Raw genomic sequence first — 19,083 nt, 5'->3', positions numbered from 1 at the left:
CCAGCCGCGCGGTGCGTTTCCCCGAGGCCCTGAGCCGTGAGCCCTGAGTCGTGAGTCTCGATCCCTCCTCCGTGGTGTCCCTGGACGACGTCACCGTCGTCTACGGGAAGAACGAGGCCCTGTCAGGTGTCGCTGTCCAGTTTCCCGCCGGCGCCGTCGGTCTGCTGGGACCGAACGGGGCGGGCAAGAGCACGATGATCAAGGCCCTGCTCGGCTTCATCGTGCCGACCCACGGCCAGATGCTGGTGCTCGGGCTCGACGTGCGCCACAAGGCGCAGGACATCCGCGCCCGCATCGGCTACATGCCCGAGAACGACTCGCACATCCCGGGCATGAATGCGGTCACCTTCGTGGCGTACTGCGGGCAGCTCTCGGGCCTGCCGCCGGTAGACGCCATGCAGCGTGCCCACGAGGTGCTCTATTACGTGGGCCTGGGCGAGGCTCGGTACCGCAACGTCGAGACCTACTCGACAGGCATGAAGCAGCGTATCAAGCTGGCCCAGGCGCTCGTCCACGACCCCGACCTGCTTTTCCTCGACGAGCCGACCAACGGCATGGACCCGAAGGGCCGCGACGAGATGCTCGCCCTGATTCATGACCTCGGTCACAACAAGCGCGTCAACCTGATCCTGTCGTCGCACCTGCTGCCCGACGTCGAGCACACCTGCGATCACGTCATCGTGATGGATAAGGGACGCATCGCCACCCAGGGGCCGATCGCCACCCTCAAGGGCACGGGCGGCAGCGTGTTCGAGCTGCGCATCAAGGGGAACCTGCCGCAGTTCATCGACGCGCTCCGCACCAACGGGCTCGAAGCGCACGGCACCGACGATGACGTCATGCGCGTGCTGGTGCCGGCAGGCCGCACCGCGCGCGACGTCTTCGCGTTGGCGTCTACGGAGGGGGTGCAGGTGCGCCACCTGCGCCCGAGCGTGCCGACGCTGGAAGACGTCTTCATCGACGCCATCGAAGGAGGCGGCCGTGCCCATCCATGATCAATCGTACCGGCGCTACAGCGGCGAGAAGCGGCCGGTCCGAAGCGCCTGGACGGTGATTGCCCGCGCCGGCCTGATGTCGTTCCTGTCGCGGCGCGCGTTCCTGGGCCTGCTCATCGTCGCGTGGATCCCGTTCGTCGTCCGGGCGAGCCAGTTGTTCCTCGCGTCCAACTTCTCGCAGGCAGCGACGTTCCTGGCGCCGTCGGCCCAGACGTTCCGCGACTTCCTTGGTCAGCAGAGCATCTTCGTCTTCCTGATCACGGTGTACGTGGGCGCCGGGCTCATCGCCAACGACCGCCGCGCCAACGCGTTGCAGCTGTACCTGTCCAAGCCGGTCACGCGCGCCGAGTACATCCTCGGCAAGATGACGGTGCTCGCGACGTTCCTGCTGGGGATCACCTGGTTGCCGGCGATCCTGCTGCTCATCTTCCAGATCGCGTTCTCCGGCAGTTTCAGCTTCCTCAAGGCCAACGCGTCGCTGATCGCGTCGGTCACGCTCTACTGCCTGCTGACGGTCATCGTCATCACGTTCGGCATGACGGCGCTCTCCTCGCTGTCGCGCAGCAGCCGCTTTGTCGGCATCCTCTTTGCCGGCGTGTTGATCTTCTCGGACGCGATGTTCAACGCGCTTCGCTTCATCACCGGATCGTCGGCGATTTCGTGGGTCTCCATCCAGGCGAGCCTCGACCAGGTGGGCGACGTCATCTTCCGGCAGGTACCGCGGCACCAGACGCCGGCAACCGTGTCGTTCCTGGTGCTGCTGGCCGTCATCGTGATCTCGGCGTCGGTACTCGAGCGGCGCGTGCGTGGCGTGGAGGTGGTGGCATGAGCGCCGCGATCATCACCGCCGACCACGTGTCCAAGTGGTACGGACAGGTCATCGGCCTCAACGACGTCTCGGTGACGATTCCGGCCGGCATCACCGGACTGCTCGGCCCCAATGGGGCAGGCAAGTCGACGTTCATGAAGCTGATCACCGGTCAGCTGAAGCCGAGCAAGGGCGCCATGACGGTGCTCGGCGGGTCGATCTGGAACAACCCGGCCGCGTACACGCGCATCGGCTTCTGTCCGGAGCAGGACGCCTTCTACGAGCGGATGACCGGACTCGAATGGGTGTCGGCGCTGGTGCGGCTCAATGGCTACTCGAGCACCGAGGCGCGCCATGCCGCTCTCGGCGCGCTCGAGGCCGTGGATCTCGTGCCCGCCGCTGACAAGAAGATCGGCGCCTACAGCAAGGGCATGCGGCAGCGCGTGAAACTCGCGCAGGCGCTCGTGCACGACCCCGACCTGCTCATCCTCGACGAACCGCTCACGGGCATGGATCCGCTGATGCGGCGCCGCACCATCCGCATCATCCGAGAATGGGCGCGTGACGGCCGCAGCGTCCTGGTCTCGAGCCACATCCTCCACGAGGTGGAGGCGATGACGAGCAACGTGCTCCTCATCAACAACGGCCGGATTCTGGCCGAGGGCGACGTCCACGACATCCGTGGGCTCATCGACCACCATCCGCACACCGTCCACATCCGCGCCGAGCGCCCGCGCGAACTGGCCCGCGAGTGCCTGTCGTACGCCTACGTGCGCAGCCTGCGGTTCGAAGGCGACGCCCTCGTGGTGGAGACCGACGCCCCCGATACGTTCTACACGCAGGTCACCAACCTCGCTGCCGCCGAGACCTTCGGCCGCATCGAGGAGGTCACCTCGCCCGACGACAATCTCGCGGCGGTGTTTGGGTACTTGGTCAAGTGAACGGCATCTGCCCGGGTTACGGGTACCGGGTCACGGGTACCGGTTGCCTGCTTCGCGTCGAGTCAGCGCGCCAATGTCGCAATGAGCTTATGCATCATTGCGCGCACACGCTCGAGGAGTTCGAGCATCGGCTCGAGGCTTATCGGTGTCAGGTAGCCCAGCCGCTCGACGAGCAGCAAGAGCGTCGTCAGTTCGTTGGCCGAGCCGCGTGCCATGTGAAGGAAGCGCAGGTAGTCCGGTCTTGTGCCTCTGCCATAGCCCTCGGCGATGTTGCTCGGGATCGACACCGCCGCAGCGCGCATCTGAGCGCCAAGCCCGAAACGTTCCGCCGCCGGAAGCTGTGGAGTCGCACCGAGGACGAGGACGGCAAGATCCATGGCTCGCTGCCACGCCTCGAGTTCATGGAAATCGTTGAGGGGGCTCATGCCCCCTGCCGTGAGCCAATACCATGCCCGAGACTGGGAGCGCGCAGATGAACGTCACAGCCGAGGTCACGCCCGGTTCGGACGTGGCGGGGAAGTCGGTACCCGTCACCCGTGACCCGATACCCGGAACGCCAGCGAGCCGCGGCGCGGCGAGCCTGTCGCTGTGGCGAGCCTCGGCACGCATCTTCGATCTCTCGCTCGACCAGATGCTGTGGTCGCGGCGGACGGTGTTCATGGCCCTCGTGGTCGGCGGACCGCTCCTGATCGCGCTCGCGGTGCGGGTGATCGACATGTTTGCGGCGCAGGGCGGGGTGCAGATCGACGGCGTGAAGGTCGGCAGCGCCGCCATCTTCGGGCTCATGGTCTGGGTGTTCTACCTGCGCTTTGCCGTGCCCGTGCTGGCCGTGTTCTACGGCACGTCCCTGATGGCCGACGAAGTCGAGGACAAGACGATCACGTACCTGTTCTCGCGCCCGATTCCGCGCGGCGCCGTGCTCCTCGGCAAGTACCTGGCGTACCTGGTCTGCACGGTCGCCGTCGTCCTCCCATCGGTGGTCCTGGTCTACCTGCTGATCATGTCCAGGCCGGGAGCATCGTTGGCCGGCGGGTTCATGGATCTCGTCAAGGACCTGGTCGTCATCGTCCTGGGCCTGGCCGCCTATGGCGCCGTGTTCGCGTGGGTGGGGGCCCAGTTCAAGCGGCCGCTGTTGACCGGCCTGGCCTTCGTTTTCGCCTGGGAACCGGCGATGCTGGTCATCCCCGGCTATCTCCGCCGCTTCTCGGTGGCCTATTACCTCCAGGGCCTGGTGCCACAGGCGATGCCGACCGATGACAGCACCGCCAGCCTGCTGACGTCGCTCTTCCGTGAGTTTCCAACGGTCGGCACGAGCCTGTTCTGGCTCGTCCTCATCACCGCGACGACCCTGTGGCTGGCCATGCGGACCGTCACCCGGCGGGAATACGTCCTCGAGCAGTAGGAAGGCCGGCAATTCAGAATTCCTGGCCCTTCGTCCCAAGCCAGTACGGCAGGGCTGGGAACCTTCCTGCCGCCGAGTACGTTACATTGGCTATACAGGGGTGAATTTCCGATGAGCACCGCAAAGACCCGTTACTTCCTCGTTGGCTCGGCCGCCATCCTCACCGCCGGGCTGACTGCCGGCACCGTCGCCTACATGGGTGGCATGCCGCGCGCCTTCGCGAGCAATGCCGGCCCGGACGAACTGTCCCTCGTACCCGTCGGCGCCGCCGTCGTCGCGTACGCGAACGTCCAGGGAGTCATGTCGTCGGAGTTCCGCCAGCGCCTCACGACCTTGATGGACGATGAGGGCAAGGGGCGGCAGGAATTCCAGGAACACACCGGCATCGACGTCGAGCAGGACATCGACGCCGTCATCGCCGCCATATCGCCGGGTGGGCACTCCGACGCATTCGTCGCCCTCCGCGGCCGTTTCGACATCGGGAAGATCGAGGCCCTCGTCGTCAGCAAGGGCGGCCAGATCAGCGAGTACAAGGGCGCCAAGATCCTCCAGGCGCCGGCGCACACCGAATCCGAGCCCACCACCGAACCGGCCGAGCCGACAGGCACCGAGCCCATAGTCGAGCCGACGCTGCACGAGCGCGTCCCGCCCGTCATCGCCCTCGTCAATGCCAACCTGGTCATCGTCGGCTCCGACGCCGCGGTCAAGGCCGCCATCGACCGCAGCCAGGGCGCCGGCACCGCCAGCATCACGAGCGACGGTGAGTTCGTCCGCATGCTCGAGAGCGTCGACCAGAATTCAACGGTGTGGGCCATTGGCCGCCCGAAGGTCCTGCAGGACGGCGCCGAGCTTCCGACCCAGATCCTGCAGCAGATTCCCGAGGTCAAGTGGTTCGCTGCGTCAGGACACCTGAATGGCGGGCTCCAGGCGACGGTGCGGGCCGAAGGCAAGGACGAAGAAGCCGGCAAGAACATGCGTGAGGTGCTCCAGGGTGTCCTCGCGCTCGCGCGCCTCCAGGTCGATGCCAAGCCGGAGCTCAAGCCCCTGCTCAACTCCATCCAGATCGAAGGCACCGGCAACGGCGTGGCGCTGCACCTGACGCTGCCGGCCGAGATGCTCGACGTCATCGTCAAGCAGGCGAGCGCGACACACGACGCACACTGGAAGCAGCTGCACCAGCGCGCGGAGAACTAGGGCCCGCCTTCGCTTCTCGCTGGAAAGCGCGAGAGCTTCGGCGCGGCAAGCCCCAGGCACGCCTGAAACAGTGCGCTGAAGAAGGACGTCGGACGGGGGATCCAATGACGCGGGCCGGCGAGGGCAACCTCGGCCGGCCCGTGGCTTTTCTGCTAGACTCCGTGTTTCAGCCACGCCGAAAACGCCAGCAGGGAGGGCCCGGCTGTCGCTTCGGCCGCGATTTTCCCGCGTGCGTGCCGCGCAGGTGGGCTCGGCCTTCTCCACGTCGGGGATGGCATTTCTTGCCGCGTCGCGTGTAGCTCTGTTGCTCCCGCGTCCGCGGTCGAGTTCACGAGCCGCCGATCCGGTCACAGGCTTCCGTGAACACTGCTGCGTTCTTCTACGGCACGTTGATGACGGGATTCGATCGGCGTCGTCGCGCAGGCATCGAGGGCAAACTTCGCCATCGGCGACGTGGCTGCATTCGCGCGTCACTGTACGACCTGGGCATCTACCCGGCCGCGATTCCCGACCCGGACGGCTGCGTGTGGGGCGAGGTCTACGAGATGGACGACCCGGCGGGTGTCCTTGCCGCGCTCGATGAAATCGAAGGCTACCGCGAAGGGCACATCGCCCAGAGCCTGTACACGCGTCATCTCTGTCCCGTGCAACTCGATTCCGGCGAGAGCCTGGAGGCGTGGGTCTACTTCTACAACGCCCCGCTGGGAGGCGCCCAGCGCATCGACTCGGGCGACTACCTCCAGCACGTACGCGTGAGGTAGGGACGGCTCTCCGAGCCGTCCACCCCGACGCCGCTCCGAGCCGTCCACGAGACGCCTCTGCGAGCCGTCCACCGCGACGCCTCTCCAGACTGACCAGCCGCAGCCTTGGCGGAGGCAGGAGCCGTCCACCTCCGCCCAGGTACCCCGCGGTCATGGACCGCTCGGAGAGCGGTCCCTACCTCACTCTCCCTGATAAGCTGCCGCGCATGCCATTTCGCCCCGCTGTGCAGACTGCCTTTCTAGCCACAGCCTTTGCCCTGCCCGCGTTCGCGCAGGACGCCGACCCCCGGATCGAGCAGGTGCTTGCACAGATCTCAGCCGAGCGCCTCTCGGCCACCGTCGACAGGTTGGCGGCGTTCGGCACCCGCCACACGCTGTCCAGCCAGGCCGACCCGGTTCGAGGGCTCGGCGCCGCGGCGCAATGGATCCACGACGAGTTCCGCGCGGCGAGTCCACGGCTGCAGGTGAGTTTCGACGATTACGAGATCCCCGCCCAGGGCGAGCGCATCCTGAGGGACGTCCGCATCCGTAACGTCGTCGCCGTGTTGCCCGGGCGCACGGCTCGCCGCATCTACGTGAGCGGCCACTACGACACCGTGGCACGTCCGGTCCGGCCGCCGCAGTCGGCCGCCGTCACCACCGCCGCCGCAGCCGCGACGGCGCCAGCGGCCGCAGGCAGTCCTCGCGCAGCCTCGGCAAACGGAGGGTTCGACTGGGCCGCCGGTGATCTTCCCGCGCCGGGCGCGAACGACGATGGCAGCGGCACGGCCTTGACGATGGAGGCGGCGCGTGTGCTCGCGCAGAGCGGTCTCGAGTTCGATGCGACGCTGGTCTTCGTCGCATTTGCCGGCGAAGAGCAGGGGCTGGTCGGGGCGCACCTGCACGCCCAGAAGGCGCGGGCGGACAAGGCCGTGATCGACGCCGTCTTCAACAACGACATCATCGGCAACTCGCGCGGCGGCAACGGTATCGTCGACGCGGAATCGGTGCGCGTGTTTGCGGAGGGACCCGAGGACTCGTCGTCACGCCAGCTTGCGCGCTATGTGTACCGCACGGCCGCGCGTTACGTGCCGTCGCACCGGGTACGCCTCATCGCGCGGCACGATCGGTTCGGTCGCGGTGGCGACCACACCGCTTTCAACCAGCGCGGGTACGCCGGCATCCGCTTCAGCGAAGCGAATGAGAATTACGGACGACAGCACGTGGTGGAGGACACCGCTGACGGCGTCGATGCGGCGTACCTGGCACGGAACACGAAGGTCAACGTCGCCGGAGCCGCGGCGCTGGCGATGGCGCCGGCGGCACCGGCGATCACGTCGGACCGCGGCGTGCCGCAGCTGGATCGTGGTCCATCCGGCTACGACGCACGGCTGCGCTGGCGTGCCTCCGAGGGCGCGGTCGGATATCGCATCTTCTGGCGCGAGGCATGGACTCCGGACTGGCAGTTCGAGCGGCACGTCGGCAACGTCACCGAGATCGTGTTGCCAGACGTGTCAGTGGATGACTACGTGTTCGGAGTCGCGGCGGTCGGCCCTGGCGGCCACGAGAGCCTCGTGTCGGCCTACGCCAACCCGCCGCGCACGCCCGTGGAAATCAAGGTGAAGTAGGTAGGGACCGCTCTCCGATCGGTCCATCTCCTACGGGAGGATGGACGCCCCGGAGAGAGGACATCGACGCCTCGGAGAGGACATGGACGCCTCGGAGAGGCGTCCCTACCAACGTGACGGTAGGTAGGGACCGCTCTCCGAGCGGTCCATCTCCTACGGGAGGATGGACGCCCCGGAGAGAGGACATCGACGCCTCGGAGAGGACATGGACGCCTCGCAGAGGCGTCCCTACCAACTTGACGGCCCCGGAGAGGACATGGACCCGGTACCCGGTACCCGGTACCCGGTACCCGGTACCCGGTTTCCTAATGAATCTCCCCGTGCTCGGCGGTGAGGAGGATGCCGCCGACGCGTTCGAGGAAGCGTTCGATGGCCATGCGCGCCTGGGGCGCGACGTCGAGGAACTCGATGCCCGACGTGTAGACGACGCGCTGGTCATCGAGGGCGCGGACGCTCGCGTGGCAGACGCGGCCCTTGAGCACCACCGTCTGCTCGCCGAGGTTCAGGCGAAATGCCCGCACCGAGTTCACCCGCAGCGGTTCCGGCGTCTCGACGCGTGCCCCGTGCGGCGACAGGTCGCTCACCGTCAACGGGCGGTAGACGGTCACTTCGCCGGTGAGGGCGTGCTCGAGCGGGATGCGAAACCGTTGGCGATCGTCCATGAGTTGCGGGAAGCGGGACTCCCCAGTTCCGGAATCGGCAGGAAGCCCTTCCGGCTCCAGCCTAGAATAGCCCGGTGCCGCAGACATACCGCAATTACATCGACCGACAGTGGGTGCCCGCGCAATCGGGAGCCACGTACGAGAACCGCAATCCTGCCGACCGTGAGGACCTGATTGGCCTCTTCCCGCAGTCTGGCGCGGTCGACGTCGACGCTGCGGTGGCGGCGGCGCGGCGCGCGTATGCCTCGTGGAGACTCGTACCCGCGCCTGGTCGCGCGGAGATCCTGTACCGGGCGGCGCAGCTGTTCCGCGAGCGCAAGGATCGGTTCGCCGATGACATGACCCGCGAAATGGGCAAGGTGCTCGCCGAGACGGCTGGCGACGTCCAGGAAGCCATCGACATGAGCTACCTGATGGCGGGTGAGGGCCGGCGGCTGTTCGGCCAGACGACACCTTCCGAGTTGCGCAACAAGTTCGCGATGTCGATCCGGCAGCCGATCGGCGTGTGCGGGATGATCACCGCCTGGAACTTCCCGATGGCGGTGCCGTCGTGGAAGATCCTGCCGGCGCTGATCTGCGGCAACACGGTCGTGTTCAAGCCGGCCGAAGAAGCACCGCTGACCGCGATCAACTTCGTCCAGACGCTCATCGATGCCGGGCTGCCCGCCGGCGTGCTCAACCTGGTGATGGGCGACGGACCCGGCGCCGCTGCGCCGATCGTCGAGCATCCGGATGTCGCGGTCGTGTCGTTCACCGGATCCACGGACACGGGCCGGCGGATCAACGAGACGTGCGCGCGTACGTTCAAGAAGGTGCACCTCGAAATGGGGGGCAAGAACGTCATCCTGGTGATGGACGACGCGCGCCTCGACCTGGCGGTGGAGGGCGCCGTCTGGGGTGGATTCGGGACAACCGGGCAGCGCTGCACGGCGGCCAGCCGGGTGGTCGTGCACGAAGCGGTCTACGACTCGTTCGTCGAGCGGTTCGTCGCCAGGGCGCGTCAACTGGTGGTGGGCGATGGCCGTCGCGATGGCGTCCAGATGGGACCCTCGATCCACGAGGAGCAACTGGCGAAGGTGGTCGAGTACGTCGACATCGGCCGCAATGAGGGCGCGCGGCTGGTGCTTGGCGGATCGCGGTTGTCCGACGGCGCGTTCGCGGCCGGATGCTTCCACGAGCCGACCATCTTTGCCGACGTCACGCCGACGATGCGCATCGCGCGCGAGGAGATCTTCGGGCCGGTCGTGTCGGTGATCAAGGTGCGATCGCTCGACGAGGCGATCGCGGTAGCCAACGACGTCGCGTACGGCCTCTCGGCGGCCATCTACACCCAGGACATCAACAACGCGTTCACGGCGATGCGGGACGTCTACACGGGGCTCTTCTACGTGAACGCGCCGACCATCGGCGCGGAGGTCCACCTGCCATTCGGGGGCGTCAAGGCGACGGGCAACGGCCACCGCGAAGCCGGCATCGCGGCACTCGACGTGTTCAGCGAGTGGAAATCGATCTACGTGGATTTCAGCGGCCGCCTGCAACGCGCGCAGATGGACACGGAGCAGATATAAGACGAACGTCGAACGCTGAACGCCGAACGCAGAAGGATTCAAGACCGAAGGCCGAAGGCCCAAGGCCGAACGCCGGGGCCGCAAACAACTCGGGCCGATGGGAGTGTTCCCACCGGGCCCGAACTGTTTCACGCCGAGCGGCTGACTAGAACTCTCGCGGCGCCCTGGGGCGCCGCGAGTGAGCGTTGTGCACCGAGCCCGCGTGAGCGGGCGGAGGTGCACTAGAAGTGGAACTTCACACCGAAGCGGACGGTGCGGAATCCCTGGAACCAGTTCGGCATTCCGTACGCGGTGTCCTTGCGCTGCGGGTTGGCGGGGTTGTTCAGGTACGTGTCGAACTGCGACGTGATGCCGTTCGTGAGGATGTAGTTCAGCGCTTCCGGTTCGTCGGCCACTGGCAGGCCAAGCGTGCTGATGCTCGGGTTGACGCCGGCAGGCGTGTTGACGAGACCGAGCACGTTGTCCTCGTTGAACAGGTTGAGGACGTTGAGCTCGAGCGACACGCTCTTGTTGCTGCCGCCGAACCGCATGCGGTGGGAGATCATCAGGTCGGTGTTCGAGAATTTCTCGGTCCGGCCCATGTCGCCGCGCCCGTAGGCCACGGCCGCCGCATACAGCGAGTAGAAGCTGGTCTGCGGTGTGCCCGACTGCAACGTCGTGAAGGCGGCGAAGTTGGTGGCCTGATTCGCGCCCCAGTTCAGCATGTACTGGCCGAACGCGTTGAACACGTGCGGACGGTCGGTCGCCAGCGGGCCGTTGTCAGGGACGCCAGCAGCCGTGAACCCGAGGTGCGGCAGGTCGAAGAAGCGGTTGACGCCCGGCGAGGGGCGTCCCAAGTTGGCCGAGCCGGCGTTGGCACCGCTAGCCGAGTTGGCGCTGAGGGCCTGCGGCTCGTCCGAACTCGCCAGACCCGAGTAGTTACCCTCGAGCTTGCTGTACGTGTACGCGACGCTGTACGCGAAATTGCCGCCGAAGCGGCGCTCGAGACGGGTCTCGAATGCGTTGTACAGGCGCTGCGGCGTGGCGGTCTTGGCGTAGCCGAACTGCTTTGCCGTTGCTGCGTGGAGGCCTTCACCAGGATTGCCAATGATGTACGCCTCGCTGCCCTCGGGGGTCGGGAAGCCCGCGTCCTCGATCGCGTGATCCACGTCCTTGCGTGTGTAACGGAAGCTCAGGAGCATGCGGTTGCTGACTTCACGCTCGAGGCCGACCGTGAACTCGGTCTGCGTGAACGGCTTCAGGTCGGGGTCGACCTTGCCCGAGTAAATGTCCGCCTCCGGGCTGTTGGACGCGATACGGAAGTCGTACTGGCAGCGCGAGAGGCCCGTCGAGTTGGCAATGGGGCACTGTCCGCCGGAAACGTCCTGGTTGCTGCCGAGGACCCGGCTCAGCGTGTAGAAGTCGTAGTTCGGCTGGTTCGGCATGATCTCGAAGTAGTCCCTACGGTAGAAGTCGCCTCCGAACGAACCGCGAGGCAACTCGAACTTCAGCCGATCCTGGAACTTGTTGTAGCTCGCAAACAGCTTGGTCTTGGCATCGCCCGTGAGGTCGTACGCCACACCGAGACGCGGCACGATCTTGTCGCCGAAGCCGAAGTTGATCGGCGGCGCGTAGCCGTTGAACGACGGCAAGTCCTCGTTCTCCATGCGGACGCCAGCGTTGATCGTCAGGCGGTTGGTCGGCTGCCAACGATCCTGGAAGTAGATCGAGTTGGCAGTGTTGGCGGCCGCCCCCACTGTCCCGAAGCGCTGCAACTGCCCCGCCCCGATGGCGCCAGGCGTTACGGGATCGTTGCGCCCGGTGAGGTCGTTGATCGAGATGCCGTACGTGAGCGAGACGACGCCGAAGGGCACGTAGCCGGTGTTCACGTCGTTGGCGACGCGCGAGTACTGATAACCGACCTTGAACTCGTGCCGGCCCGCCAGGTTATCGGCGAGGAACGCGACGTTGGAGTCGACGGTCCACCGCTCCGAGCTGTCCTCGTAGCGGTTGTCGTTGCCCGACGGGAAGTTGTCGAACCCGAGCGCGCACCCGGCCCCCGCCGGCGGCGCATTGGTGATGCAGCGGAATCGGGTCTCCTGCGGAATCGCCCGCGAGTTCAGGAGTTCGTCCAGGTAGCCGCGGGCCACCCGAGCGCTCGCCACGACACGGCTGCCGGGTGTCCACGTGCCGCCGATCGAGAAGTTGTGGGCCTTCTGCTCGCCGCCCTGCTGCGACGTGAAGGCGTTGCCGACTAGCGTGCCCGTGGACCCGCCGAAGTTGGCATATGGAACGGTTCTGCCGGGCGCGATCTGGTTATCCGGGAAAATGCCGTCTTCCTCGTACGGGTTGTACGTGAACGAACCGGTGAGGCGCAGCGTGTTCGTCGGCTGGACGTCGACACGGCCCTGGAAGTAATCGGACTGGCGGGTCCGGCTGTAGGTTTCCTCCCCGGTCTTGGTCCGCGTGCGCGGATCGGTCGTGACGTACTCGGTCGTCCGCTCCTCGTCGAAGATCTGCGGCGAGTAACTGGCGAAGAACCACGCCTTGTCGCGCAGGATGGGGCCGCCGAGGCCGAACACCGGGTAGTAGTTCTTGTACGAGTCGCTCTTGATCGGCAAGTACTCGTTGATCTGGACGAAGCTGGCGCCGGAACCGCTGCGGTATTTGTTCAGGATGCCACGCGGGTCGGCGTTCAGCGAGTCGCTCTCGAACTCCATGCCGCCCATGCCACGGAAGGCGTTGGTGCCGCTCTTGGTGACGACGCTGATCACGCCGCCGGTCGCGCCGCCGAACTCGGCGTTGAACCCGGAGGTCTTGATCGACATCTCCTGGATGAACTCGAACGGCAGGTTGTTGTTGACGTTCAGGTTGCCCGTGCGGAAGTTCGACGTCTCGAGTCCGTCAACCATGAACGAGTTCTCGGAGCCGCTGGCGCCGTCGATCTGGTACTGGCCGCTGAGAGGCTCGGCACGCGCCGCCGGCGAGAGCTTGAGGAGGCTGCCCATGTTCGTGCCTTTGGGCAGGTTCTCGATCGTCGCGGCCGTGACGTTGGTCTGGATGGTCGTCTGCGCGATGTCGACGCGAGCCGCATCCGCCTCGACCGTGACCTGCTCGGCCAGGCCGCCCACGTTCAGCGTGAAGTCGATGGTCGTGGCCTTGCCAATCGCCACCGCGACGTTTTCGGCCAGACCCGTGGAGAAGCCCTGGAGCGTCGTGGTCAGCTTGTAGGTGCCGGGGGGCACCGCGGCGAAGCTGTACCTACCGGTGTCGTCTGTGACCTGCGTTTGGTTGACCGAGCCACCTTCCATCTTGACGGTGGCACCGGGGATGGCCGCTTTCGAACTGTCGACCACCGTCCCCATGACGCTACCAGTGATTTCCTGGGCGGCAACGGGGCCTGCGCAGAGCACCGCGGCAAGCAGCACCCAGAATGCGCGACGAATCATGTCCTACCCTCCTGAAGTTCTCAGGACTCCACAGGATGTGGAGCCAAGTCGTCCATGGGAGGGCCGTACGCAGCGTCTTTATCTGCCGGCACGTCCCTCCCGTGGGACGGGACGGTACCTGCATGGTGCATACCGGATCGCTTGTGTGGTGGAATTGTGACGATTTACGTGATCTCTGCCGCAACCACGGGCTCGATCCATCAGGTCGGATGGGCAGAATTCAAGAACTTGGACCCATCGAGGGCCAAACTGCTTGCAAGCCGGGGCGAAGGGGATGGTCGAGGGGGCAGGCATAGGAACGCCTAACGCCTAACGCCTAACGCCGAACGCTGAAAATGAAGGATGCCCGGCACCCGGTACCCGGCACCCGGCACCCGGTCACCGCTTCTCGGCGAGGGTCTGCAGGCGCGCGCGGGCCTGCGCCTTGTAGAACTTGTCCTCGGCCACGTACTCACGGTGGATCGGCGCCTCGAGGACCTCCTGGTAGAGCCGCTGCGCCTGGGCGGGCCGGCCCTGGTCGGCATAGAGTTCGCCGAGGAAGAACAGGCTCACCGTCGACTGCGGGCTGTAGGTGAGCGACTTGCGGAGGTGCTGTTCGGCCTTGGCGGCGCTGCCGCCGAACAGTCCCGGCACCTTGTGATACCAACGCCCCAGGGCGCGGTCGGCCGAGCCTTCCATGAACCGCGGATCGATCGCCAGGACGCGTTCGAGCGCCTGCTTGATGCGGGTGCGGTACTTGAGTCCCTGGCGCAGCCCGTACGACTCGGCCAGCGCGCCCATGTTGGCCGCCAGCCAGAAATGTCCCTCGGGTCTCGCGTCGTTCAGCGCCACTGCGTCGGTTGCGGCCGCGAGCCCGGTCTCGAGCCACATCCGCCGCTCGGCGGCCGGGCCCTGCGTGCCGAGGAAGTAACTGGCCCGCGCCAGCTTCCAACCGCCGACGAAGTCCTGCGGGGCCGCGCGATGATGCGCCAGGTACTGGTCCGCCGCCTGCCGCGCCGCAACCGGATCCTCGCGCCGCGAATACAAGGCGTCGACCGAGGCCGGAACCTCGGCCGCCAGGCGTGCGTCCACACAGAGGGCCAGCAAGGCCGTAAGGTAGACTGACTTGATGCAGACTCTCATCCGTTCCCTGCTGGAGCAGCTCGGAGAGGATCCTAGCAGGGAGGGATTGCTCAAGACCCCGGAACGCGTCGAGAAATCGATGAAGTTCCTGACCAGCGGGTACGCCGCCGACATCGGTGACATCCTCAACGGGGCGCTGTTCACCGTTGACTACAGCGAGATGGTGATCGTCAAGGATGTCGACTACTACAGCCTCTGCGAGCACCACCTGCTGCCGTTCTTCGGCAAGTGCCACGTCGCCTACATCCCGCGTACGCAGGTCATCGGCATCAGCAAGATTCCGCGCCTCGTCGATGTGTTCAGCCGTCGCCTCCAGGTGCAGGAACGGCTGACCAACGAGATCGCCGAGTGCATCCGCGAGGCAGTCGATCCGCTCGGCGTCGGCGTGATCATGCATGGTACGCATCTCTGCATGGCGATGCGAGGGGTGGAGAAGCAGAACTCCGCGACGGTGACCAGCGCGATGCTCGGCACGTTCCGCAGCGACGCGCGCACGCGCGCCGAGTTCCTCCAACTCGCACAATAGAATTGCAGAATTGCCGAATTTCAAAATTTCACCACCACTGCCACCACCACCACCGTTACCACTCAGCAACCTGATCGCTTCGAAGGTTGGCGGTGGCACTGCAATTCTGCAATTCGGAAATTCTGAAATTATTGTGCCGCCCCGCGGATGTGCGCGGCTATCTGGCGTACTCCGTCGGTCAACGCCGCCGGGCCCGGCTGCAGGATCAGCGACGACTTGATCTCGTGAATCCGGCCGTGTCGAACGGCAGCGATGGTCTCCCATCCCGGCCGTGACGCGATGCGCGCCGGCTGGGCCCGCTTGCCGCACCACGAGGCCAGGATCACGTCGGGATTCCGCGACCGCACCTCGTCGGCTGACACGATCCGATCCTTCGCGAGACCCGCCTGCCGGCGTTCAGGGAAGATCGGGGTCCCGCCCGCGATCTCGACCAGTTCCTCGACCCACTGGATCCCGGAGATCAGCGGCTCGTCCCACTCCTCGAAGAACACGCGCGGCCGTACCGGCAACGTTGTGGCTTCCCGCGCAATCGCGTCGAGCCCGGCGCGCAACCTGTCAGCGAGTGCCTCGGCGCGCGCCTGCGCACCGACCAGGCCGCCCACGAGGCGGACCGCCTGCAGCACCTCGTCGACACTGCGCTGGTTGAAGGTCATCACCGGGTAGCCGCGTCGGATCGGCCCGGAGACGATGTCGGCCTGCAGGTCCGAGAAGGCGAGGACGAGATCAGGCTTGAGGGCGTCGATCTTGTCCGTCCGCGCGTGCAGGAACGACGAGACGCGCGGCTTGCGGCGAGCTTCGGGTGGGCGCACCGTGTAGCCAGACACCCCGACCACCCGATCGCCCTCGCCGAGCAGGTAGAGAATCTCGGTCGTTTCCTCGGTCAGGCACACGATCCGCGACGGGTAGGACACGGCGCGAGTGTACGGGCACCTGAGAATTGCAGGAATTGCAGAATTTCAGAATTGCATTACCACCGCCAACCGTCGCGGCATTGCAGGTGGTGCAATCTTGAACTTCTGCAATTCCTGCAATTCTTGCAGGCGGGCCTGGCCTCGGGCGACAATCGCCCGCAGCTCGACAATTCAAGCAAACGTTTGCCGGCCGCCTTGGTGGCCCGCGAAAGGGTGCCCATGCTTGTGCGTACTGCGATCACTCGTCGTTCCCTGCTCGCCGGTCTGGGCGTCGGCGCCTCGCTCTTCTGGCCCCGAGGCGTCTACGCCGACGTGCTCACCGAGACCGCGCGAACGACCGAAGGGCCGTTTTATCCGGACCAGTTGCCGCTCGACACCGACAACGACCTGCTGCTGCTCAACGACGCCCTGACGCCATCAACGGGGCATATCACCTACTTCTCGGGCCGCGTGCTGAGCGTGACCGGTGCGCCCGTGCGAAACGCCGTCGTCGAAGTCTGGCAGTGCGACGCGAAAGGGTCGTACCTGCACTCGAAGGGCCGCGGCGTGGAACGGGATCCGAACTTCCAGGGATACGGGCGTGTCCTCACGGGCTCGACCGGCGAGTACAGCTTCCGCACCATCCGGCCGGTTTCCTACTCGCAGTACGGCATCACCCGCGCGCCGCACATCCACCTCGCAGTCAGCCGTAACGGGCGGCGTGTCATGACCACGCAGGTGCATGTCGCAGGCGACCCGCTCAACGCCGCCGACAGCGTGCTGACAAGGCTCGACCCGGCGGCACGCGCGACGGTCATCGCCGACTTCCGGCCCATTCCCGGTAGCCCGCTTGGCGAGATCGCCGCGCGCTGGGGACGTCGTGCTCGGGCAGACCGCCTTCGAAGGTGACGATGGCATCACGCGTGGCGCGATCGGCAAACCGGAAGGCGCGCCCGCGTTCTGGGATTACGTCAAGACGTGGGAAGCGCAGCAGAAGAAACCTTGAGCATTGCAGAATTTCAGAATTTCAGAATTGCATCACCACCATCAGCAGGTTGACCCATGGCGGTGGCAAGGAAATTCTGAACTTTTGCAATCTTGCAATTTCGGCGTTCAGTGGACCTGCCCTGATCCCGACAGCTTGATCACGAGACGTTCGAGAATCGGCAGCAGCGCCTGTCCCCGCAGCAGCACGTCGGGCTTCTCGAGCAGCGCCAGCTTTTCGACGACGGGGATGTCGATGGCCTGGCACACGGCGTTGATGAGGGCCTGGTCGCTCATGCCCGGCGGCATGCGTACCTCACCTTGCGCGATGGCCGGGAGCAGCAGCGTCTCCACCTGCCGACGCAGCCGCGTCAGCGACGCACGGCGTCCCGAGGCATCGGCCTCCTCGTGCCAGCGGACGCGAGCGACGCGGAACGGCGTCGTGCTGGCCAACTCCTGCACGACCTCGAAGCGGGCGAGGCCCTGGAGCACGATGTTGAACCGTCCATCTTCGAGCGGTTCGTGATGCACGATCGCGCCTGCACACCCGGTTGCGTAGATCGGCGGCGCGCCCTTGTAGTCGTCCTGCCAGCCCTCGCGCAGCACCGTCATCCCGATCACCTTCGTGCCCCCGAGCGCCTGGCGCGTCATCGCCCGGTACCGCTCCTCGAAGATGTGCAGCGGCAGGTACACGTCGGGGAAGAAGACGACGTTGGGGAGAGGGAAGAGCGGGATCTCGGAAGGGAGCGTCATCGTCGTCGCTGGTAGGGACCGCTCTCCGAGCGGTCCATCTCCTCGAAGTACGCGATCGGTAGCCGGTAGGGACCGCTCTCCGAGCGGTCCATCTCCTGGGCGTCGAGGCGTCGCGAGATTGTGATGCGGTGATGGACGCCTCGGAGAGGCGTCCCTACCACGCGTGCGGCGTCCGGCGTTCGTCAGTGGACCGTCCGCGTCTTCTTGTCGAGATAATCCATGAGCACATACCGCCCGAGCGTCATCGGCGTGGTGAAATACGCCTTGCCGTGGCAGATCTGCGCGACGCGACGTACGAAAGCCATCAGTTCGTAATCGCGCGCGAGCATGAACGTGTTGATCATGATGCCGGCCTTGCGGCAGGCGGCGACCTCGGCAAATGTCTCCGACACGATGTACGGGTCGAGACCGAAGGCGTTGCGATAGATCTGGCCGTCCGGCCGCGTGATCGCCGACGGCTTGCCATCGGTGATCATCACGATCTGCTTCATGTCCTTGCGCTGCCGCTCGAGGACACGGCGCGCCAGGCGCAGGCCTTCGCGGGTGTTGGTGTAGTAGGGGCCGACACGCACGCGCGCCAGCTGTTCCACCGGTACCTCCTCGGCCGAATCGTGGAACAACACGGCGTTCAGTGCGTCGCCGGGGTACTGGTGGCGGATCAGGTTCGCGAGCGCGAGCGCGACCCGTTTGGCGGGCGTGAACCGATCCTCGCCATACAGGATCATGCTGTGACTGCAGTCGAGCATGACCACGGTCGCGCATGAACTCTGGTACTCGCCCTGCGTCACGTGCAGGTCGGGGTAGTCGAGCTCGAATCGCTCACCGGGCGCCGGCAGGCCGTTGCGGCTGACGGAGCTGAGGAGCGTGGCCACGGGATCGAGGTTCAGCGTGTCGCCAAACTCGTACGGCTTCACGGCGCCGCCGGCGTCGATGCCCGTCGCCATGTCACGCGTGTCGTGACGGCCGGCACTGCTGCGGCCGACCGACCCGAGCAGGTCGCGCAAGGCCCGGTAGCCGAGAAAGTCGATGCCCTTGTCGGTGACCTCGAACTTGACCGGCGGCAGGTCCTTGCCCTGCTGGCCGCCACTCAACGTGCCTTCCTCAGGCTGCGGCGTCAGGTAGCCCTGCTGACGCATCCGGTCGATCAACTTGTCCAGCAGTTGCTCGAGCCCCGACTTGCTGTCGCTGTCGGCCGGTTCACCGAGCAGCCGTTCCATCTGCTCGGGCGTCAGCAGCCCGTTGGCCAGCAACGCCTCGATGATCGCGTCCTGCAACTCCTGTCGCGTGTGGCCGTGCGCGTCGGGGTCCGGCTCATACGGGTTCTCGAATCCGCTCGAGAGCAGCAGGTCCGACAGCTTCGACAGCAGCTGTTCGAGGTCGATGCCCTCGAGATCGTCCGGGATGAACTTCGTGTACTTGTATTTCACGGTCGGCCTTCGTCG

The 19,083-nt window shown here is 66.0% G+C and carries 18 protein-coding genes; 11 read left to right on the top strand and 7 right to left on the bottom strand.

Features of this window, described 5'->3' with window-relative positions; translation table 11 throughout:
* Positions 1-50 precede the first annotated feature (50 nt).
* Genes LuPra_RS23620 through LuPra_RS23610 form a run of 3 tightly spaced genes read left to right on the top strand, consistent with a single transcriptional unit; the run spans position 51 to position 2,744 of the window.
* A complete protein-coding gene (locus LuPra_RS23620; RefSeq protein ID WP_234800525.1) occupies positions 51-995 on the top strand; it encodes an ABC transporter ATP-binding protein in 945 nt (314 codons plus the stop codon).
* Entirely contained in the window at positions 982-1,824 is an 843-nt protein-coding gene (locus LuPra_RS23615) for an ABC transporter permease (RefSeq protein WP_110173034.1), read from the top strand. Before LuPra_RS23620 ends, LuPra_RS23615 begins: the two co-directional genes overlap by 14 nt.
* Complete coding sequence (locus tag LuPra_RS23610; RefSeq protein WP_110173033.1) at positions 1,821-2,744, top strand: ABC transporter ATP-binding protein; 924 nt, start codon at positions 1,821-1,823, stop codon at positions 2,742-2,744. Before LuPra_RS23615 ends, LuPra_RS23610 begins: the two co-directional genes overlap by 4 nt.
* Positions 2,745-2,806: 62 nt before the next feature.
* Here LuPra_RS23610 and LuPra_RS23605 read toward each other — a convergent pair whose 3' ends face one another.
* Positions 2,807-3,169 (bottom strand): four helix bundle protein, encoded by a 363-nt coding sequence (locus LuPra_RS23605; RefSeq protein ID WP_110173032.1) that lies wholly within the window; start codon positions 3,167-3,169, stop codon positions 2,807-2,809.
* A 47-nt stretch (positions 3,170-3,216) separates the two neighbouring features.
* Between LuPra_RS23605 and LuPra_RS23600 the strand changes: the two genes are divergently transcribed.
* The 4 genes from LuPra_RS23600 to LuPra_RS23585 all read left to right on the top strand — a co-directional run bounded on the left by LuPra_RS23600 (position 3,217) and on the right by LuPra_RS23585 (position 7,708).
* A complete protein-coding gene (locus LuPra_RS23600; protein WP_157899587.1) occupies positions 3,217-4,146 on the top strand; it encodes an ABC transporter permease in 930 nt (309 codons plus the stop codon).
* 111 nt (positions 4,147-4,257) lie between these two features.
* Positions 4,258-5,340, top strand: coding sequence for a hypothetical protein (locus LuPra_RS23595; RefSeq protein WP_110173030.1), 1,083 nt, complete (start codon positions 4,258-4,260; stop codon positions 5,338-5,340).
* 359 nt (positions 5,341-5,699) lie between these two features.
* Positions 5,700-6,101, top strand: a complete 402-nt coding sequence (locus tag LuPra_RS23590; protein ID WP_110173029.1) for a gamma-glutamylcyclotransferase family protein — start codon at positions 5,700-5,702, stop codon at positions 6,099-6,101.
* A 206-nt stretch (positions 6,102-6,307) separates the two neighbouring features.
* Positions 6,308-7,708, top strand: coding sequence for a M28 family metallopeptidase (locus tag LuPra_RS23585; RefSeq protein WP_157899586.1), 1,401 nt, complete (start codon positions 6,308-6,310; stop codon positions 7,706-7,708).
* Positions 7,709-8,013: 305 nt separating this feature from the next.
* Here LuPra_RS23585 and LuPra_RS23580 read toward each other — a convergent pair whose 3' ends face one another.
* Positions 8,014-8,370: a PilZ domain-containing protein gene (locus LuPra_RS23580; RefSeq protein ID WP_157899585.1), complete on the bottom strand. Its 357-nt coding sequence runs from the start codon at positions 8,368-8,370 to the stop codon at positions 8,014-8,016.
* A 74-nt stretch (positions 8,371-8,444) separates the two neighbouring features.
* On the opposite strand from LuPra_RS23580, the gene LuPra_RS23575 reads away from it, so the two are divergent.
* Positions 8,445-9,938, top strand: coding sequence for an aldehyde dehydrogenase family protein (locus tag LuPra_RS23575; RefSeq protein ID WP_110173027.1), 1,494 nt, complete (start codon positions 8,445-8,447; stop codon positions 9,936-9,938).
* A 221-nt stretch (positions 9,939-10,159) separates the two neighbouring features.
* Here the strand turns inward: LuPra_RS23575 and LuPra_RS23570 are convergent, their stop codons facing one another.
* The gene (locus tag LuPra_RS23570) at positions 10,160-13,366 is read right to left on the bottom strand and encodes a TonB-dependent receptor (RefSeq protein WP_110173026.1); all 3,207 of its coding nucleotides are present in this window, start codon (positions 13,364-13,366) and stop codon (positions 10,160-10,162) included.
* 378 nt (positions 13,367-13,744) lie between these two features.
* Entirely contained in the window at positions 13,745-14,452 is a 708-nt protein-coding gene (locus LuPra_RS23565) for a TRAP transporter TatT component family protein (RefSeq protein WP_157899584.1), read from the bottom strand.
* 22 nt (positions 14,453-14,474) lie between these two features.
* Between LuPra_RS23565 and folE the strand changes: the two genes are divergently transcribed.
* Positions 14,475-15,014 carry a GTP cyclohydrolase I FolE gene (gene folE / locus LuPra_RS23560; RefSeq protein WP_110173024.1) on the top strand — a complete coding sequence of 180 codons (540 nt, stop codon included), beginning with the start codon at positions 14,475-14,477 and terminating at the stop codon, positions 15,012-15,014.
* Between the two features lie 128 nt (positions 15,015-15,142).
* Here folE and LuPra_RS23555 read toward each other — a convergent pair whose 3' ends face one another.
* Complete coding sequence (locus LuPra_RS23555) at positions 15,143-15,925, bottom strand: cobalamin-binding protein (RefSeq protein WP_110173023.1); 783 nt, start codon at positions 15,923-15,925, stop codon at positions 15,143-15,145.
* A gap of 219 nt (positions 15,926-16,144) precedes the next feature.
* Between LuPra_RS23555 and LuPra_RS23550 the strand changes: the two genes are divergently transcribed.
* Both LuPra_RS23550 and LuPra_RS33995 read left to right on the top strand, forming a co-directional pair.
* Positions 16,145-16,813 carry a dioxygenase family protein gene (locus LuPra_RS23550; protein ID WP_110174841.1) on the top strand — a complete coding sequence of 223 codons (669 nt, stop codon included), beginning with the start codon at positions 16,145-16,147 and terminating at the stop codon, positions 16,811-16,813.
* Positions 16,785-16,910, top strand: a complete 126-nt coding sequence (locus LuPra_RS33995; RefSeq protein WP_257724472.1) for a hypothetical protein — start codon at positions 16,785-16,787, stop codon at positions 16,908-16,910. Before LuPra_RS23550 ends, LuPra_RS33995 begins: the two co-directional genes overlap by 29 nt.
* Before the next feature lie 107 nt (positions 16,911-17,017).
* On the opposite strand, the gene LuPra_RS23545 is transcribed toward LuPra_RS33995, so the two are convergent.
* Together LuPra_RS23545 and LuPra_RS23540 are read right to left on the bottom strand one after the other, a co-directional pair.
* Complete coding sequence (locus LuPra_RS23545; protein ID WP_110173022.1) at positions 17,018-17,641, bottom strand: LON peptidase substrate-binding domain-containing protein; 624 nt, start codon at positions 17,639-17,641, stop codon at positions 17,018-17,020.
* 182 nt (positions 17,642-17,823) lie between these two features.
* Positions 17,824-19,068 (bottom strand): vWA domain-containing protein, encoded by a 1,245-nt coding sequence (locus LuPra_RS23540; protein ID WP_110173021.1) that lies wholly within the window; start codon positions 19,066-19,068, stop codon positions 17,824-17,826.
* Between the last annotated feature and the right edge of the window lie 15 nt (positions 19,069-19,083).

Source organism: Luteitalea pratensis, from assembly GCF_001618865.1.
Classification (GTDB): domain Bacteria; phylum Acidobacteriota; class Vicinamibacteria; order Vicinamibacterales; family Vicinamibacteraceae; genus Luteitalea; species Luteitalea pratensis.
The sequence above is the reverse complement of the archived record's forward strand: the minus strand, read 5'-3'. Positions and strand labels throughout refer to the sequence as shown.

What these genes read in the sequence shown, in the direction of transcription:
- LuPra_RS23610 (WP_110173033.1), top strand. Translation starts at nt 1,821, where the DNA reads ATGAGCGCCGCGATCATCACCGCCGACCACGTGTCCAAGTGGTACGGA.
- LuPra_RS23605 (WP_110173032.1), bottom strand. Translation starts at nt 3,169, where the DNA reads ATGAGCCCCCTCAACGATTTCCATGAACTCGAGGCGTGGCAGCGAGCC.
- LuPra_RS23600 (WP_157899587.1), top strand. Translation starts at nt 3,217, where the DNA reads ATGAACGTCACAGCCGAGGTCACGCCCGGTTCGGACGTGGCGGGGAAG.
- LuPra_RS23595 (WP_110173030.1), top strand. Translation starts at nt 4,258, where the DNA reads ATGAGCACCGCAAAGACCCGTTACTTCCTCGTTGGCTCGGCCGCCATC.
- LuPra_RS23585 (WP_157899586.1), top strand. Translation starts at nt 6,308, where the DNA reads ATGCCATTTCGCCCCGCTGTGCAGACTGCCTTTCTAGCCACAGCCTTT.
- LuPra_RS23580 (WP_157899585.1), bottom strand. Translation starts at nt 8,370, where the DNA reads ATGGACGATCGCCAACGGTTTCGCATCCCGCTCGAGCACGCCCTCACC.
- LuPra_RS23570 (WP_110173026.1), bottom strand. Translation starts at nt 13,366, where the DNA reads ATGATTCGTCGCGCATTCTGGGTGCTGCTTGCCGCGGTGCTCTGCGCA.
- folE (WP_110173024.1), top strand. Translation starts at nt 14,475, where the DNA reads ATGCAGACTCTCATCCGTTCCCTGCTGGAGCAGCTCGGAGAGGATCCT.
- LuPra_RS23550 (WP_110174841.1), top strand. Translation starts at nt 16,145, where the DNA reads ATGCTTGTGCGTACTGCGATCACTCGTCGTTCCCTGCTCGCCGGTCTG.
- LuPra_RS23545 (WP_110173022.1), bottom strand. Translation starts at nt 17,641, where the DNA reads ATGACGCTCCCTTCCGAGATCCCGCTCTTCCCTCTCCCCAACGTCGTC.